Source organism: Neisseria sp. P0017.S009, from assembly GCF_051957375.1.
In the GTDB taxonomy this organism is placed as follows: domain Bacteria; phylum Pseudomonadota; class Gammaproteobacteria; order Burkholderiales; family Neisseriaceae; genus Neisseria; species Neisseria perflava.
The window spans coordinates 170,092-186,887 of sequence record NZ_JBQCWL010000002.1 but is presented as its reverse complement, the minus strand read 5'-3'; the positions used below and the strand labels follow the sequence as shown (position 1 = coordinate 186,887).

Annotated in this window: 15 protein-coding genes; 8 read left to right on the top strand and 7 right to left on the bottom strand. The window is 46.9% G+C overall.

Annotation, left to right across the window (positions count from 1 at the left end; all coding sequences use genetic code 11):
* Positions 1–75: 75 nt before the first annotated feature.
* Positions 76–1,341: a Glu/Leu/Phe/Val family dehydrogenase gene (locus ACTHTG_RS03140; protein WP_070504425.1), complete on the bottom strand. Its 1,266-nt coding sequence runs from the start codon at positions 1,339–1,341 to the stop codon at positions 76–78.
* A gap of 421 nt (positions 1,342–1,762) precedes the next feature.
* Here ACTHTG_RS03140 and ACTHTG_RS03135 point away from each other — a divergent pair, with 421 nt between their 5' ends.
* From ACTHTG_RS03135 to ACTHTG_RS03125, 3 genes are all read left to right on the top strand, one after another.
* Positions 1,763–2,476 (top strand): phosphoglycolate phosphatase, encoded by a 714-nt coding sequence (locus ACTHTG_RS03135; RefSeq protein WP_049335455.1) that lies wholly within the window; start codon positions 1,763–1,765, stop codon positions 2,474–2,476.
* A gap of 99 nt (positions 2,477–2,575) precedes the next feature.
* A complete protein-coding gene (recX, locus tag ACTHTG_RS03130) occupies positions 2,576–3,037 on the top strand; it encodes a recombination regulator RecX (RefSeq protein ID WP_049335453.1) in 462 nt (153 codons plus the stop codon).
* Between the two features lie 75 nt (positions 3,038–3,112).
* On the top strand, positions 3,113–3,274 hold the full coding sequence (locus ACTHTG_RS03125; protein WP_039861975.1) for a hypothetical protein: 162 nt from the start codon (positions 3,113–3,115) through the stop codon (positions 3,272–3,274).
* 117 nt (positions 3,275–3,391) lie between these two features.
* Here ACTHTG_RS03125 and ACTHTG_RS03120 read toward each other — a convergent pair whose 3' ends face one another.
* From ACTHTG_RS03120 to gmk, 3 genes are all read right to left on the bottom strand, one after another.
* Positions 3,392–5,548: a RelA/SpoT family protein gene (locus ACTHTG_RS03120; RefSeq protein WP_440360531.1), complete on the bottom strand. Its 2,157-nt coding sequence runs from the start codon at positions 5,546–5,548 to the stop codon at positions 3,392–3,394.
* A gap of 106 nt (positions 5,549–5,654) precedes the next feature.
* Positions 5,655–5,861 (bottom strand): DNA-directed RNA polymerase subunit omega, encoded by a 207-nt coding sequence (gene rpoZ / locus ACTHTG_RS03115; RefSeq protein ID WP_003682294.1) that lies wholly within the window; start codon positions 5,859–5,861, stop codon positions 5,655–5,657.
* A 52-nt stretch (positions 5,862–5,913) separates the two neighbouring features.
* The gene (gmk, locus tag ACTHTG_RS03110) at positions 5,914–6,531 is read right to left on the bottom strand and encodes a guanylate kinase (protein ID WP_049335449.1); all 618 of its coding nucleotides are present in this window, start codon (positions 6,529–6,531) and stop codon (positions 5,914–5,916) included.
* 168 nt (positions 6,532–6,699) lie between these two features.
* Between gmk and ACTHTG_RS03105 the strand changes: the two genes are divergently transcribed.
* Positions 6,700–7,260: an adenine phosphoribosyltransferase gene (locus ACTHTG_RS03105; protein ID WP_049335447.1), complete on the top strand. Its 561-nt coding sequence runs from the start codon at positions 6,700–6,702 to the stop codon at positions 7,258–7,260.
* Positions 7,261–7,305: 45 nt separating this feature from the next.
* Here ACTHTG_RS03105 and ACTHTG_RS03100 read toward each other — a convergent pair whose 3' ends face one another.
* The 3 genes from ACTHTG_RS03100 to ACTHTG_RS03090 form a co-directional block, all read right to left on the bottom strand.
* Positions 7,306–8,043, bottom strand: a complete 738-nt coding sequence (locus ACTHTG_RS03100; RefSeq protein WP_003686026.1) for a toxin-antitoxin system YwqK family antitoxin — start codon at positions 8,041–8,043, stop codon at positions 7,306–7,308.
* Between the two features lie 225 nt (positions 8,044–8,268).
* A complete protein-coding gene (prmB, locus tag ACTHTG_RS03095; RefSeq protein ID WP_063076008.1) occupies positions 8,269–9,168 on the bottom strand; it encodes a 50S ribosomal protein L3 N(5)-glutamine methyltransferase in 900 nt (299 codons plus the stop codon).
* 95 nt (positions 9,169–9,263) lie between these two features.
* Positions 9,264–11,519 (bottom strand): nitric-oxide reductase large subunit, encoded by a 2,256-nt coding sequence (locus ACTHTG_RS03090; protein WP_308538370.1) that lies wholly within the window; start codon positions 11,517–11,519, stop codon positions 9,264–9,266.
* Positions 11,520–11,918: 399 nt separating this feature from the next.
* Between ACTHTG_RS03090 and nirK the strand changes: the two genes are divergently transcribed.
* From nirK to ACTHTG_RS03070, 4 genes are all read left to right on the top strand, one after another.
* A complete protein-coding gene (gene nirK / locus ACTHTG_RS03085; RefSeq protein ID WP_004519389.1) occupies positions 11,919–13,088 on the top strand; it encodes a copper-containing nitrite reductase in 1,170 nt (389 codons plus the stop codon).
* Between the two features lie 173 nt (positions 13,089–13,261).
* Complete coding sequence (locus ACTHTG_RS03080; RefSeq protein ID WP_003745813.1) at positions 13,262–14,017, top strand: formylglycine-generating enzyme family protein; 756 nt, start codon at positions 13,262–13,264, stop codon at positions 14,015–14,017.
* A 209-nt stretch (positions 14,018–14,226) separates the two neighbouring features.
* Positions 14,227–14,496 (top strand): 30S ribosomal protein S15, encoded by a 270-nt coding sequence (gene rpsO, locus ACTHTG_RS03075; protein ID WP_036491726.1) that lies wholly within the window; start codon positions 14,227–14,229, stop codon positions 14,494–14,496.
* Positions 14,497–14,675: 179 nt separating this feature from the next.
* On the top strand, positions 14,676–16,769 hold the full coding sequence (locus ACTHTG_RS03070; protein ID WP_440360543.1) for an AsmA family protein: 2,094 nt from the start codon (positions 14,676–14,678) through the stop codon (positions 16,767–16,769).
* Positions 16,770–16,796 lie beyond the last annotated feature (27 nt).

Genomic DNA, 16,796 nt, shown 5'->3' with positions numbered 1-16,796 from the left:
AGGCTCTTATCAAAAACATTAAGGCCGTCTGAAAACAGGTTTCAGACGGCCTACTCTTAGCTATTGGTCAAACGATTAATACCAGCCGCGCAGTTTCATTGCCTTTTCAACACGACGGATACTCATCATGTAAGAAGCGGTACGCAGGTCGACATCGTATTCTTGAGCCAAGTTCCAAATATCGCGGAACGCACGGCGCAGAACCACGGTTTCTTTCTCTTGAACTTCGTCAAACTCCCAGTAGTAGCCTTGCAGGTTTTGTACCCATTCAAAATAGGACACAACCACGCCGCCGCAGTTTGCCAAAATGTCAGGAACAACCAATACGCCGTTTTGACGCAGAATAACGTCGGCTTCAGGAGTAGTCGGGCCGTTTGCGCCTTCAACCACGATTTTCGCGCGGACTTTGCCTGCATTTTCGGAAGTCAATTGATTTTCCAATGCACAAGGGGCGAGTACGTCCACATCCAAAGCCAAAAGTTCGGCATTGCTGATTTCTTTACCGTAGCCGGCTTCATTGGTGATGAAACCTTTGGTTTGGAATTCTTTAATGATTGCTTCCATATCCAAGCCGTTTTCGTTGTAGATGGCAACGTCAACAGTAGATACGGCAACGATTTTCGCACCGGCTTTGTGTGCATAGTAACCGGTGTGGTAGCCCACATTACCGAAACCTTGAATGGCGTAAGTGGCACCTTTCACGTCTTTGCCCAGTTTTTCCAAAGCTTGGACGGCGGCGAAGTTTACGCCGTAACCGGTGGCTTCGGTGCGCGCCAAGGAACCGCCAAACTCAACCGGTTTGCCGGTAAACACGCCCGGTGCAGAATGTTTCACGACGTTTTCATAGGCATCAACCATCCAAGACATGATTTTGCCGTTGGTGTTCACATCAGGGGCGGGAATGTCGATTTTCTCGCCGATCAGCGGAGAAATGGCTTCGGAATAAGCGCGGGCGATGCGTTCCAATTCTGCTTCGGAATAGTTACGCGGATCCAAAGTAATACCGCCTTTACCGCCGCCGTAAGGAATACCGGCTACACAGCATTTGATGGTCATCCAAATAGACAGTGCTTTGACTTCGTCCAGATTTACATTGGGATGGAAACGCACGCCGCCTTTGTAAGGGCCGACGGCGTTATTGTGTTGGGAACGGTAACCGGTGAAATTTTCTACTGTACCGTTGTCGAGTTTGACAGGGAAGTTCACTTCCAAAACACGTTGCGGCTTTTTCAAGATTTCAAATACTGCCGGGTCGGCATTCAGGCGATCGCAGGCAATTTTTACTTGTTTTTGTGCAATTTCAAACGGATTCAGTGTTTCTTTAACAGCAGATGCGGACATGTATTTTTCCTTTTCATACACATGATTAGACGAGAGCCATACTTGTTACTATATACAAAAACAGGAAAAAATGTAATAGCATGTAGTCGATAAAAAGCAAATCCATTCATTTATATATAAATTTAGTTTGAGGCCGTCTGAAAATATCGGTACGCCGACCAAAAAATTTTCAGACGGCCTAGTATAAATGCTCATCAAACCATTCAAAAAAACACTCAAACCCTTTGTTTTTTAATGCCTACCAAACCGCCCTTTTTGTTGACAAAATCCCTTCCACATTACCAACAGACGGACAGACTTACACCAGCAAAAATTGTTAACAATTTAAACAAATATCCCATTAAAGAATCAGCAAAACATCGGCAAATCAGGCAAACAATGTTAAAATAAGCGCTTAAATAATATGACAGAAAGCTACTCAATGACCACTGCTGCCTTAGAACACGTTCAAGCCGTTGCCTTTGATTTGGACGGTACCTTATGTGATTCCGTTCCCGATTTAGCCGCAGCAGCCCAAGCCATGTGTGCGCACTTGGGTTTACCTGTTTTGCCTACCCAAACGGTTGAAAGTTATGTCGGCGACGGCATCAGCAAGTTGGTTCATCGCGTCATTAGCAATGATCGTGAAAAAGAAGCCGATCCTGAAATCTGGGAAAAAGGTTTTGTGTTCTTTATGAAATATTATCGCGAGCACTTGAGCGACTTTACCCGCCCCTACCCTGAAACCGAAGCCGGTCTCGGCCTGCTCAAGTCCTTGGGTATTCCATTGGTTGTCATTACCAACAAAAACGAAGTGCTGGCAGCCGAGCTGCTGAAACAGCTCAATCTCGACGGCTATTTCAGCTTGGTTCTTGGCGGAGACAGCCTGACTGAGAAAAAACCCAGCCCATTGCCGCTTCAACATGCGGCTGAAGTTTTGGGCATCGATGTTGCGAATATGCTGATGGTGGGCGACTCCAAAAATGACATTATTGCCGCCAAAGCGGCCGGTTGCTTCAGCGTCGGCATAACATTCGGCTACGGCGACATGACCTTGCTCTCTCAAGACAAAGCGACCAAACCTGATTTGTTGATTCGCGCCCTGCCTGAAATCTACGAAAATCTGCAACCGCAAAAAAACAAAGACAAAGAATAATTCGGCTTTATTTTCAGACGGCCTTTTCGGTGCTTTCACCTAATCAGGCCGTCTGAAATGTAATTCAATGTAGTTAAAATCCCTCCCCTTCCATATCCCATGAAACCTCCCAAAACCTTACGTTCCCGCGCCTTGGATATTCTTTCCCGTCAGGAAGTCAGCCGTGTTGGCTTGAAACGCAAACTGGCTCCTCACTCAGAAAGCGAAGAAGAATTGGAAAAGGTTTTGGACGAATTTGCCGAACGGAATTGGCAATCCGACCAACGTTACGCAGAAGCCTATATTCACAGCAAAAGCAACCGTTACGGCACACTCCGCCTCAAGCAAGCTTTGGCGCAACAAGGTATCGATGCAGATGACTGTCGGGAGTTCCTACCCGATAGGGAGGACGAGCTGCAAACCGCCATTTCCGTCTTGCGTAAAAAATTCAAGCAAGAAGCTCAAGATTTGAAAGAAAAACAAAAACAGGCGCGTTTCCTTGCCTATCGCGGCTTTGGTGCTGACACCATTCAGACGGCCTTAAAAACCGCGTGGAATAAAGACGAAGACTTCTATCAATAATCATTCCCACTTGAAACTTTGCTTCTATCGGCGTACCCTTACGCTTTTATTCAATAATTCAATCAGAGCTTCATCATGTCCGACAAACCGCACGATACACCTAATCCCCTACTCGAAGATGAACGCAAAAACCCTGTTTACCGCTTGGGTCAGGCAGTAGCCGGATTCATGTTGCTGGTTTGGGCCGGCGTTTTGGCCTTAGTTTTCTTCTTGGTTTTCCGTTTTTGGTTGAGTTAAATCCAGCCTGAAGCATTATTTTTCTTCAAAACAAACTGACAAAGTTTGTTTGTACATACTCAAAAGGTCGTCTGAACACACTTTCAGACGGCCTTTTCTTATCATGCTGATCACAGATTATCCTCGAATCACTTTGCGGATATTCGGATTGGCATGCATTGCATGAATAATCTGATTAACCTGATCCAAGTCTTTGACTTTAATTGTGAATTTAAATTCTACAAAACCTTCCGTTCCTGCTTGCGCTTTGGTCGGCGTATCGACAGATTCGATATCCGCACCGGAATTGGAAATCGCTTGCGCCATTGAGGCCAACAAACCATGAGCATCTTCGGATTTAACGTTGAGGATGGTGCGGTACGTTTGATTGCGCAAACTGTCCCAGCCCGCATCGAGTTGCTCTTCCGGATCGGCTTTGACCAAAGTTTGACAGGTATCACGGTGGATAATCATACCCTTGTCTTTGACCAATAGGGCGCGGATCGCATCGCCGGGAATCGGATGGCAACATTCGGCAAAATGAATCCGGCCGGTTTCCTGATTGTTGACTTTGATCGGGCTGAGTTTGACCGCGCTGCCAAAATGTTGGCCCGCCAACTCAGCAATGTGCATGGCAACGTGTACCGGCAAAGTATGCCCCATACCGACATTGTAAAGAACCTCTTCAAACGAGGTTTGTTTGGTGTTCAAATCGGCAAGGTATTTTTCTTTGAGGTCGTCTGAAAGCAGGATGTCTTTAGGCAACAGGCTGGATAAAGCTTTTTGCAGCAGGTTCTCACCCAAAACAACGGCATCGTGACGATTCAGATTTTTAATGTATTGGCGGATGGCACTGCGCGCACGGCTGGAAACGGTAAAATTCAGCCATGCCACATTAGGCTTGGCGTGTTCGGAAGTAATGATTTCTACCGTATCACCGGTTTTCAGCTTGGTGCGCAACGGCATCATGACGTTATTGATACGCGCGGCAACGGTTTTATGACCGATATTGGTGTGAACGGCATAGGCAAAGTCAATCGGCGTCGCACCTTTAGGCAAGGTAAGGATATCGCCTTTCGGGGTAACGATATAGACTTCGTTGGGGAACAAATCGACTTTGACATGCTCCAGAAACTCGATGGCATTTGAGCTGCTGGCCTGCAGGTCAAGAATATTTTTCATCCATCGGTTCATATGGAGGACGGCTTGGTCCGGAGTATTTTCACCGGATTTGTAAATCCAATGGCCGGCAATACCGCCCTCAGCCACAGCGTCCATTTCACGCGTACGGATTTGCACTTCGATCGGTAAACCGTAAGGACCGACCAAAGTCGTGTGCAGGCTTTGGTAGCCGTTGCTTTTCGGAATAGCGATATAGTCTTTAAAACGGCCGGGCTTGGGGTGGTATAAATTATGCAATGCACCCAACGCGGCATAACAGGCAGGAATATTGTTTACAATGACCCGAAAGCCGTAGATATCCATTACTTCGGCAAAACGCAGTTTTTTAGCCAGCATTTTTTGATGAATGCTGTATAAGTTTTTCTCGCGGCCTTTGATTTTGGCTTCAATATTGACACCGACCAAACGCTGACCGAATGCACGCAACACTTTGCCGACAACATCGCGGCGATTTTTGCGGCTGTTGTCCATGGCTTTTTTCAGGGTTTCGTAGCGTCTTGGGTGGAGGTTTTGGAACGATAAGTCTTGAAGCTCTTGATACGCATTGTTCAGGCCAATGCGATTGGCGATTTGAGCATAGATTTCGAGGGTTTCTTTGGCGATGCGGCGGCGTTTTTCCGGACGCATAGAGCCAAGGGTGCGCATATTATGCAATCGGTCGGCCAGTTTGACGACGATAACACGCACGTCTTTAGTCATGGCGAGGATAAGCTTACGGAAACTTTCCGCCTGATGCTCGGCATGATCTTCAAATTTGAGTTTTTCCAGTTTGGAGAGGCCGTCTACCATTTCGGCAATGGTATCGCCGAATTCTGCCGCCATTTCGACTTTGGTTACACCCGTATCTTCCAATACATCGTGCATAACGCCCGCGCAAAGACCTTGAACATCCATATGCCAAATCGCAAGCTGCGTGGCAACGGCGAGAGGATGGGTGATGTAGGGTTCGCCGCTTTTACGGGTTTGTCCGTCATGGGCGTGGAAAGCGTAGGCAACGGCTCTTTCAAGCTCGGCCTGCTCATTGGTATTGAGATAGGATGCGGTGCGAAACAGAAGCTCGCGCGCTTCTGCTGTCAGCGGGTCATAGGGGGCGGTAGGCAGTGGGGCTGGCATTTTCAGACGGCCTTTTATGGCTATTTTTTTAAGCCGTCAGACTGTATCGGTTGTTATATCGCACCGATACAGTCCGCGCGGCGGTTTTATCGGTTTGCCGGTTGGTTTACTTATTGCGGGTCAGCAGCTCGGTTCCGATTTGTCCAGCAGCGATTTCGCGCAGGGCGGTTACGGTTGGTTTGTTGTTGCGGATGTCGTCAACCAAAGGCGTATTGCCGTTTTCGAGCTGGCGTGCGCGACGGGCGGCAACGAGGGTAAGGTCGAAGTGGTTAGGGATTTTACCTGTGCAGTCTTCAGTAGTAATACGGGCCATGTTTGCTTGCTTTCTTTCTATGTTTCAAATAAACGGTTATTTTCGCTGTTTTTTACGAATTTTCCAACAGGTTTGAAATAAATCCCTGTTGAGAGGATTTTTTCAGACGGCCTGCTTTAATAATGTGGAACAAATCGGCTTCGGCACGATCCAAATCGTCATTCACGACGACGTAATCGAACAAAACGGATTGCTCAATCTCATGTCGGGCTTTTGAAAGACGTGTTTGAATAACTTCTTCGCTGTCTGTACCACGGCCGATCAAACGTTGTGCCAATACTTCAAAGGAAGGCGGCAGGATAAAAATACTGCTGGCTTCAGGCAATGATTTACGCACTTGCGCCGCACCTTGCACATCAATTTCCAAAATTACATCATAGCCCTCTTCGCTCAACGAATTCACGCCGGCAATGCTGGTGCCGTAATAGTTGCCGAACACATTGGCGTGTTCCAAAAAGGCTCTTTGATCAATCAGTGATTCAAATTCTTCTTTGGGAACAAAGTGGTAATGCACGCCATGTGTCTCACCCTCACGTGGCTGGCGCGTGGTATGAGAAATGGAAACACGGATGTCGTCATGATTTTTCAACAGGCGCGACACCAAGGTCGTTTTACCTGTGCCGGAAGCGGCAGAAATGATGTAAATATTGCCTTTTTTATGATTTTGCATGGTGGTTCAGCCGATGGTATGTACCTGTAAATTATAACACAACACAATGTTTCTCGGAATTTCAGACGGCATGTTGCAAAATTTGGCTATTGTATCGATTAATTTGGCAAGTCCGCATATGACCGCTACAATATCGTGTTAAAAACTTTTTGATTTCGGAATGTCAAGATGTTGATTCATCCTGAAGTAATGGGCGTAGAGGCTTTGGCGGACAAAATCCGTAAAATTGAAAACTGGCCGCAAAAAGGGATTTTGTTTCATGACATTACTCCCGTTTTGCAAAGCGCAGAATATTTCCGCCTGCTGGTCGATTTACTGGTTTACCGCTATATGGGGCAAAAAGTTGATGTCGTTGCGGGCTTGGATGCGCGCGGCTTCATCATTGGCGCAGCTTTGGCCTATCAGCTGAACGTCGGCTTTGTCCCCATCCGCAAAAAAGGCAAACTGCCGTTTGATACGGTTTCTCAAAGTTACGCTTTGGAATATGGCGAAGCAACGGTAGAAATCCATACCGACGCCATCAAGCCGGGCGCACGCGTTTTGTTGGTAGATGATTTGGTGGCAACTGGCGGCACAATGCTGGCAGGTGTCGAGCTGATCCGCAAATTAGGTGGCGAAGTAATCGAAACGGCTGCCATTCTGGAATTTACCGACTTGGACGGCGGCAAAAAAATCCGTGAAAGCGGCGTGCCGTTATTTACCCTGTGCCAAAACAAAGGCTGTATGTAATAAAAAACCGCAAGCTAATCAGCCTGCGGTTTTTTATAATCAAAATTATTCGAGAACGTATCCGTCCGTATCCCAGAAAGTTTTTTTCACCAACTGGTCGTCTTTATAAACTAGCTCAGATTTCTTCGCACCATCATCATACCAATCCAAAATAATGCCACTGCGTTTACCGTTGCGAATACTCAATTCAGACACGATGCGGCCATTTTCATCCCAACTAATGATCTCCGTCGGTTTGTCATTGCTCATCATCATTTCAGTTTTCGGACTGCCGTCTGAATACCATTGTTTCCAATGGCCATTGGCTTTATCATGCTTAAACTGAATTTCGCTTTCTTTCACGCCATTTCGGTAATAGCGCGAACCCACGCCCTCACTCAAGCCATTTTGATAAGGCATTACTGCGGATTTTTTGCCGTTTGGATACCAGTTGACCCACTCGCCATGCGGTTTGCCGTTGCGATAGCTGCCAACCATCTTTTTCTGACCGTTGAAATGCCACAGGGTTAATGTGCCATTATCCAACGCCGGCACAAAAACCTTAATCTGACCGGCAGGTACTTCATAAGGATCAGAATATTTTTTCATCGATGGATAGTAAAAATCCTGCACCTGTGCCTTACCTGCCTCAATCTTGTATTGGCGGACATAAGCAACCGAAGGCATGGTCGCCGTCAGTTTACCGTTTTGATTGAAATAAACGGTATGTTGCTGGGCAAAGGCGGCAACGGGCATACTGAACAAAGCAGCAGCCAACAGGCCTGATTTTAAATAATTATTCATAATATGGAGTTTGGCAGTATATGTTCTACAAAAAGTCAGTAATAAAAATCTACCGGCATTTAAATCTATGACAAATATTATAAGCCATAGTTTCAAAGCCTGCTTGGATTTCATATTCGGCATACCATAGGAATTTGTATTTTCTTAAAATATTAAAAATTTTATAAAACAAAGGCCGTCTAAAACTTTTTCAGACGGCCTTTATTTTATTTATATCAAAATAATCTATTCTTCACCCAATAATTGCTCGCGGGTCAACAAGAATACAAACCCATCGCCACCGCTGGTTTCCAACCAAGTAAACGGTAATTCGGGATAAGCCGCTTCCAATACTTCACGATTGTGACCGATTTCAACCAGCAATACACCTTTTGGATTCAAATATTTCGCCGCTTGCAGAATGATTTGACGTGTAGCGTCCAAACCATCTTCGCCACTACCCAAAGCCAATTCCGGCTCGTGCAGGTATTCATCAGGCAACGCTTCCACTGATTCCGCGTCGACATAAGGCGGATTGGAAACAATTAAGTCGTATGTTTCATCCAAACCTTCGAATAAATCGGTATGCACCAAGCTGATGCGGTCTTCCAAACCATAATCTTCAATATTGATGGCGGCTACTTCCAGCGCATCCAAGCTTAAATCAACGGCATCGATTTGTGCATCGGGATAGTGATGCGCCATTTGAATGGCCAAACAGCCGCTACCGGTACACAAATCCAAAGCACGATGCACCAATTCATCGTGTTCAATCCAAGGACGGATACCGTCGCCAAGCAATTCATAAATGAAAGAACGAGGCACAATAACGCGCTCATCGACATAAAAATCAAACTCGCCCTGCCATGCCTGATGCGTCAGATACGCGGCAGGAATATGCTCAACTGCGCGACGTTCAATAATGGACAACACTTCTTCCTTCTCACTTTGCAACAATTTGGCATCCAAATAAGGCTCCAACGTATCCAAAGGCAGGTTCAAAGTGTGCAAAATCAGATAGGCTGCCTCGTCATGGGCATTATCACTTCCGTGTCCGAAAAACAGTCCGGCATCATTAAAACGGCTGACGGCGAAACGCAATAAATCGCGAACAGTGGTCAGCTCTTGAGCAGCTTGGTTGAACATAATGTTTTGTCTTGTCAATTTAAGAATGTTGAAATTATAACAGAAAGGCCGTCTGAAAACTTTTCAGACGGCCTTCGATTTAATTCAGCTTAAGATTATTTATCGCGGCTGAATACGATTTTGGTAGCTTGGATAGCAACGCAGACAGCACCACCGATGAAGATCAAGTCAGCAGCGGTACGAACCCAACGCAGAGTATCCAGGATTTCCATTTGCAGGAATTCTTCGCTACGTGCATACCACAGACCATGAGTGATAGAAGCGTAAGCTTGAATCACGCCGACCGGCAACAGGCTGATGGCAATCATACCGACCAGACCGCCGTTCAGCAGCCAGAAGCCCCAAGTCATCAGTTTGTCGTCAAATTGAGCATTAGGTTTCAGGTAACGTGCAACCAGCAATACGAAGCCCAGTGCCAAGAAACCATACACACCGAACAGAGCCGCGTGAGCGTGAACTGCAGTAGTGTTCAGACCTTGGATGTAGAACAGGGAAATCGGCGGGTTAATCAGGAAGCCGAATACGCCGGCACCGATCATGTTCCAGAAGGCAACTGCTACGAAGCACATCAGAGGCCAACGCAGACGTTTCGCCCAGTCGGACAAGTGTTGGTAAGACCAGTGTTCGTAAGCTTCACGACCCAGCAGAACCAAAGGCACAACTTCCAAAGCTGAGAAACATGCACCGATTGCCATAGAAGCAGAGGTAGAGCCGGAGAAGTACAAGTGGTGCAATGTACCTGGGATACCGCCCAACATGAAGATGGCGGCAGCAGCCAGAGTAGAAGCAGTAGCAGTACTACGGCGGACAAAGCCCATGTTGTAGAAGATGAATGCGAAGGCGGCAGTAGCGAACACTTCGAAGAAACCTTCTACCCACAGGTGAACCACCCACCAACGCCAGTATTCCATCACAGCGATTGGAGATTTTTCACCGTAGAACAGGCCAGGAGCATAGAACACACCCACACCGACCATAGAAGCTACGAAGATAGCCAACAGGTTTTTGTCTGTACCTTTTTCTTTAAAGGCAGAGACAGTACAACGCAGCATCAGGAACAGCCACAACAGCAAGCCGACCATCAGCAACAGTTGCCAAAAGCGACCCAGATCCAAGTATTCGTAACCTTGGTGACCGAACCAGAAGTTCAGCTCAGGCGGAATGATGTGGGTCAAAGCAAAGAAGTTACCTGCATAAGAACCGCCGACTACGATGAACAGGGCGATGTACAGGAAGTTCACACCGGCACGTTGGAATTTAGGATCTTTACCGCCGTTCACAATCGGAGCCAAGAACAGACCTGCTGTCAGAAAGCCGGTTGCAATCCAGAAAATAGCGGATTGGATGTGCCAAGTACGGGTCAACGCATATGGGAACCAGTCGGCCATTTCAAAGCCCAGTGCGGTATCGATACCGTAGAAGCCTTGACCTTCGACAGTATAGTGAGCAGTCAAACCACCCAACAGTACTTGTACGACAAACAGCGCAACAGTCAGGAATACATATTTGCCCAACGCTTTTTGAGAAGGAGTCAGTTGTACTTTGGAAATAGGATCCTCAGTAGGTACTTCAACCTCTTCGTGTTTGGTCAAGAAAGAGTAACCCCACATCAGCAAGCCGATACCCATCAGCAACAATACCACGCTGGTGAAGGACCACATGTAGTTTTCAGTAGTCGGTACGTTGTTGATCAAAGGCTCGTGCGGCCAGTTGTTGGTGTAAGTGAAGTTCTCGTCAGGACGGTTGGTCGAAGCAGACCAAGAAGTCCAGAAGAAGAAGTTGAACAGTTTTTCACGCGCTTCTTGGCTTGGCAATGTGTTGTTTTTCATTGCAAAGTGTTCGCGAGTGGTTTGGAACTTAGGATCGTCGCTGTACACGCCGTGGTAGTAAGGCAGAATGCTTTCGATCGCTTTCACGCGGGTATCGCTGATAACGACAGAACCGTCTTCCTTAATACGGCTTTGGTTGCGGTATTCGTCAGCCAAACGGGTTTTCAGAACAGCTTGTTCCTCAGGAGAAACTTCGTCAAATTTTTTGCCGTAAGTTTCTTGCGCAGTCAGATCCAACCATGCAACCAGCTCGCGGTGCAGCCAGTCGGCAGTCCAGTCCGGAGCTTGGTATGCACCGTGACCCAATACAGAGCCAACTTCCATACCGCCGGTAGTTTGCCATGCAGATTGACCTGCCAAAATATCGTCTTTGGTCATCAGGACTTTGCCGGATGCAGAAACGACTTGTTCAGGGTATGGCGGAGCCTTTTTATAGACCTCGCTACCCATATAACCAAGAATGGTAAAGCATACTGCCAGTACGGCAAACAGCAAGTACCAAAGCTTCTTGTACTGTCCCATTTTGAGTACTCCTTGATTTTGGTAAAAAGTGGTTGGGTATTAATTCATCAAATATGAATGTTAAAGATTGTATCACGGTTTTAAAAGTAAAGAAATATTTTGTCAATAATATTCCTTTAAAACCATTAACTTACATGATATTGATTCCTATTATCCTGTATAACTCCTCCTTTGTTATATTTTGTGTTAAGCCCACACTAACATTTTCACACAAAAATAAACTTTTCGGTTTAGTTTTTTATACTACTAAAGGAGTATTTAAGGATTAAAAGATTCATATTCATTGAACAATTTGATTTATGTCAAAATACACCCAAACAAGCGCCTACATAATCATACAAAATTTCAAACCATCCTATCAGGATACTTAACTTTTCTTACAATAAGGAAACTTTAAACATGAAACGCCAAACCTTAGCTGCACTTATCGCTTCTGTATTTGCACTGGCCGCATGCGGCGAACAAGCTGCTAAACCAGCTGAAACTCCGGCTGCCACCGCTTCTGCCGAAGCTCCTGCTGCTGCTTCTGACTCACAAGCTGCTGCAGAGACTCCTTCTTCAGAATTGCCTGTAGTCGATGCCATCATGACTCACGCTCCGGAAGTTCCACCTGCAATCGATCGCGATCATCCGGCTAAAGTACGCGTTAAAATGGAAACCGTCGAAAAAACCATGACTATGGAAGACGGTGTTGAATACCACTACTGGACATTCAACGGCGACGTTCCGGGCCAAATGATCCGTGTACGCGAAGGCGATACCGTAGAAGTAGAATTCTCTAACAATCCTTCTTCTACCGTTCCTCACAACGTTGACTTCCACGCTGCTACCGGTCAAGGCGGTGGTGCAGAAGCTTCCTTCACTGCCCCAGGCCACACTTCTACTTTCAGCTTTAAAGCTCTGCAAGCCGGTTTGTACATTTACCACTGTGCCGTTGCTCCTGTAGGTATGCACATCGCCAACGGTATGTACGGTTTGATCTTGGTTGAACCTAAAGAAGGCCTGCCTAAAGTAGATAAAGAGTTCTACATCGTACAAGGCGACTTCTATACTAAAGGTAAAAAAGGCGCTCAAGGTCTGCAACCTTTCGACATGGATAAAGCCATTGCCGAACAACCTGAATACGTTGTATTCAACGGTCACGTAGGCTCTATCGCCGGTGACAACGCCCTGAAAGCCAAAGCTGGTGAAACTGTTCGTATGTACGTTGGTAACGGTGGTCCTAACTTGGTATCTTCTTTCCACGTTATCGGCGAAATCTTCGACAAAGTATATGTTGAAGGTGGTAAACTGATTAACGAAAACGTACAAAGCACTGTGATTCCTGCCGGTGGCGCCGCCATGATCGAATTCAAAGTCGATATTCCAGGCAGCTACACTATAGTTGACCACTCTATCTTCCGTGCGTTCAACAAAGGTGCTTTGGGTCAATTGAAAGTTGAGGGTAACGAAAACCCTGAAATCATGACCAAAAAACTGAGCGACACCGTTTACCAACCTGCCGGTGCTGCCGCTTCTGCCCCAGCCGCTGCGTCTGCCGCACCTGCTGCTTCTGAAGCCGCTAAATAATCCCTCGGTTTAATACGCCAAGCCACTGCTACTCTTCTCTTAGAGTCGCAGTGGCTTCCATCACAATTAATCTTCCTATTCAATCAGACAGATTGATTTTTCAGACGGCCTTGTTATGATTAGGCTATCTTAAAAATAAATTTTCTGTTTTCAAACGATAATAAGGGCGTACCATGAAACTCATACGACTCCTCCTCTTAGGCAGTGCCTTAATCTGCGGCAATACATTTGCAGCCGAAATGGTAAAAATCGAAGGAGGCAGCTATCGCCCTCTCTATCTCAAAAAAGAGACTTCCCTTATTAAAGTCAAACCCTTCCAACTTGACAAATATCCTGTAACCAATGCCGAATTTGCCGAATTTTTGAAAACACATCCACAATGGCAAAAAGACAAAATCAGCTCCAAACAAGCTGAAAAAGCTTACCTGAAACATTGGGTAAAAAACGGCAGCAACAGTTATGCGCCTAAAGCCAGCGAACTCAAACATCCGGTAACCAATGTTTCATGGTTTGCCGCCAATGCCTACTGCGTTTCCAAAGGCAAACGCCTGCCGACTATTGACGAGTGGGAATTTGCAGGCTTGGCCTCTGCCACTCAAAAAGACGGCTCTGCCGAACCCGGCTACAACCGTACCATCTTGGATTGGTATGCAGACGGCGGCCGCAACGGCCTGCATGACATCGGTAAAAACAAACCCAACTACTGGGGCGTATACGATATGCACGGCCTGATTTGGGAATGGACTGAAGACTTCAACAGCAGCCAACTCTCAGCCGGCTCATCCAACACACAAATGTTCTGTAGCGGCGCATCCGTAGGCTCAAGCGACCCATCCAACTATGCTGCTTTCTTGCGCTACGGCATCCGTACCAGCCTGCAATCCAAATATGTTTTAAATAACTTAGGCTTCCGCTGTGCAAGCAAATAAAGTTTAGTTTTATCACCAAAGCAGCTTTGGCGGTACTGGAAGGTATCGCCGCTTTTTTTGGCCGTCTGAAAAGATGTGGCACACAGAGACAAATTGTGGCATAATCCGCCCGTCTTTATAAAAAGGCGCTTAGGAGTTTGCTTAGGTCGTTTGGCTTGGCAAACTTGTCCGAACCTGAAAAGGTTCTTTTATTTTCGGAGTTATCCATCATGGCATTGACCGTAGAACAAAAAGCACAAATTGTTAAAGATTTCCAACGCAAAGAAGGCGATACCGGTTCTTCTGAAGTACAAGTCGCTCTGTTGACTTTCCGCATCAACGACCTGACTCCTCACTTCAAAGCCAACCCTAAAGACCACCACAGCCGTCGCGGCCTGTTGAAAATGGTTAGCCAACGTCGTCGCCTGCTGTCTTACCTGCGCCGTACTCAGCCTGATACTTACCGTTCACTGATTACCCGCCTGGGTCTGCGTAAATAATTTATGCTTAAAATCAACACCGCCTTCGGGCGGTGTTTTTTATTAACATACCGATGCCGTCTGAAACACAGGCCCACGCTCTGTGTTATACTTCCACACGCTTAAGCAGCAAGGCTTAAACTTCCAATCACTCCTTAAAGCTCCCATCAAAGCGAGAATCTGAATTGTCTGTTCATTCCATGTTGCACTCAGGAAAATTTTGGCTGAAATCCCTGGTTTTCAGCATTGCCGTGCTTTTATGCCTCGCGGCGGTATTGAGTGCCTTAATGTTCCGCATATTCAATACAGAAAACATCGACGCATTCATACAGAAAAACTTTTCTGCCCATGGCTGCCAAGTCAAATACAACGCCAATATCAGCAGAAAATGGCTACCGCGCCCTACGCTGATTTTAAAAGACCTCAGCCTTTCCTCTTCCGAACCTGACACGCCGACGCTGAACATCGCTGAGTCCGAAATGGGCTTTGGTTGGAGCAGCCTATGGTCGGATGCGCCCATACTTGAGAAATGGATTCTTTTAAACCCGACACTGACACTGGACTCAAAACACCATCTGCCCGCCTGCCTGCAACAAGACCCATCGTCAAAAGAAAGTTTTCAGCTCAACCGCATCATCATCAATAACGGCAGCATCCGTTACCACAATAAAGAACAAGATATTGCCTTAAACGATCTGCAATTTTCCCTGCGCAGAGCCGATTCAGACGGCCGTCCATTCGATATCAGCGGCACACTGCAAAACATAGGCAACCCCATCAGTTGGCAAGGGGCCGGCCATCTTGTACAAGATGATGCCGGCTGGAGCGTTCCCGCCCTCAAATTAAACCTGCAAACCGTATTACTCAAAAACAAGCTGGATGCCCAAATCGCAGGCAGCCTTAATTGGCAAAACCAAACCGCCCTTTTCCGCGACTTCAATCTGCAAGCTGAAAGCGGCTATCAAAACTTGCATATCAACGCACGCTCGCCCCTCTTGCAGTTTAAAAACGGCTATTTGCACCTCAACACACTCAACGGCGCATTGACCGCCGGCAGTGAAAACAACCAATGGGACGGTTCATTCAAACTGGACAAAGCCAACCTCTACGCAACCGTTTTGACCGCCGCCAATTTTGAACTCAAAGGCAGCCATAAAAACGACCGACTCCAAACCAACTTTACCTTTTCCAGCCCATTGGTTTGGCAAAAAGGCAAAGGCATTGATGCGCCCAAACTGCACCTCAGCACCCTGCAAGACACCATCAACCGCCTTCCCCGCCCCCGATTCATCAGTACACTCGAAGGACAGGCCAATTTCAGCCTCAATACATGGGAAGGCCGTCTGAAAGGCGCATTTGACAGACAAGCCCTCGCCTTGGCCTTTAAATACCAACGCGATGCCCAGCCGCGCCCGCACCTTGACGCCGGTATCGCCTTACAAAAACTCAATCTGACCCCTTACTTGGAAGATCTGAAAACCCAGCCATCACTGAATCTTCCTTCCCTGCTGGCCAAATCCTGGTTGCCCGACATTGAGGCCAACCTCCAAATCGGCACCATTCAAACTGCCGGCCTGCAACTTGAAAACGTCGAATCCCTGCTTACCGCAGATAAAGAACATATCGCCCTGCACCGTTTCAAAGCCGGGCTTTATGGCGGCAAAACAGAGGGCGGACTGAGTATTGCAGCCACCCAACCCGCTTCTTACCACCTCCAACAAAACGCAAAAGGCATACAAATTCAGCCTCTGCTGCAAGACTTGTTTGGCTTCCACAGCTTCAGCGGCAGCGGCGACGCCGTTATCGACATTCAAACTTCCGGCAACGACCGCGCCCAAATGATACAAGCCCTAAACGGCAGCCTGCTCCTCGATATTACCAACGGCGCATGGCACGGCATCGATATGGACAGCATTCTGAAAAACGGCATCTCTTCGGAAAAAATCGACAACAGCAACCTCAAAACCCCTTTCCATCATTTCATCCTCAATAGTGAAATCGAGAAAGGCATCAGCCATCATATCAATACCGAACTGTTTTCCGACAGCCTGCACGTTGTCAGCAGCGGCTATACCGATTTGAATACCCAAAAGCTGTCCGAAAACCTGCTTATCAGCAACGTACTGCAACCCAAAAACAAACCGATTCCCCTCAAAATCGGCGGAACCGTACAAAACCCTTCCATTACCCTTGACTACAGCCGTTTGACCAATGGCATGAACACACCGGCAGAAAAACAAAAAGCCCTGCAAGAAACCATACAAGAACAATGGAAGTGGCTCAAACCACGCTAAATTTTCAAATTAAAGGCCGTCTGAAAC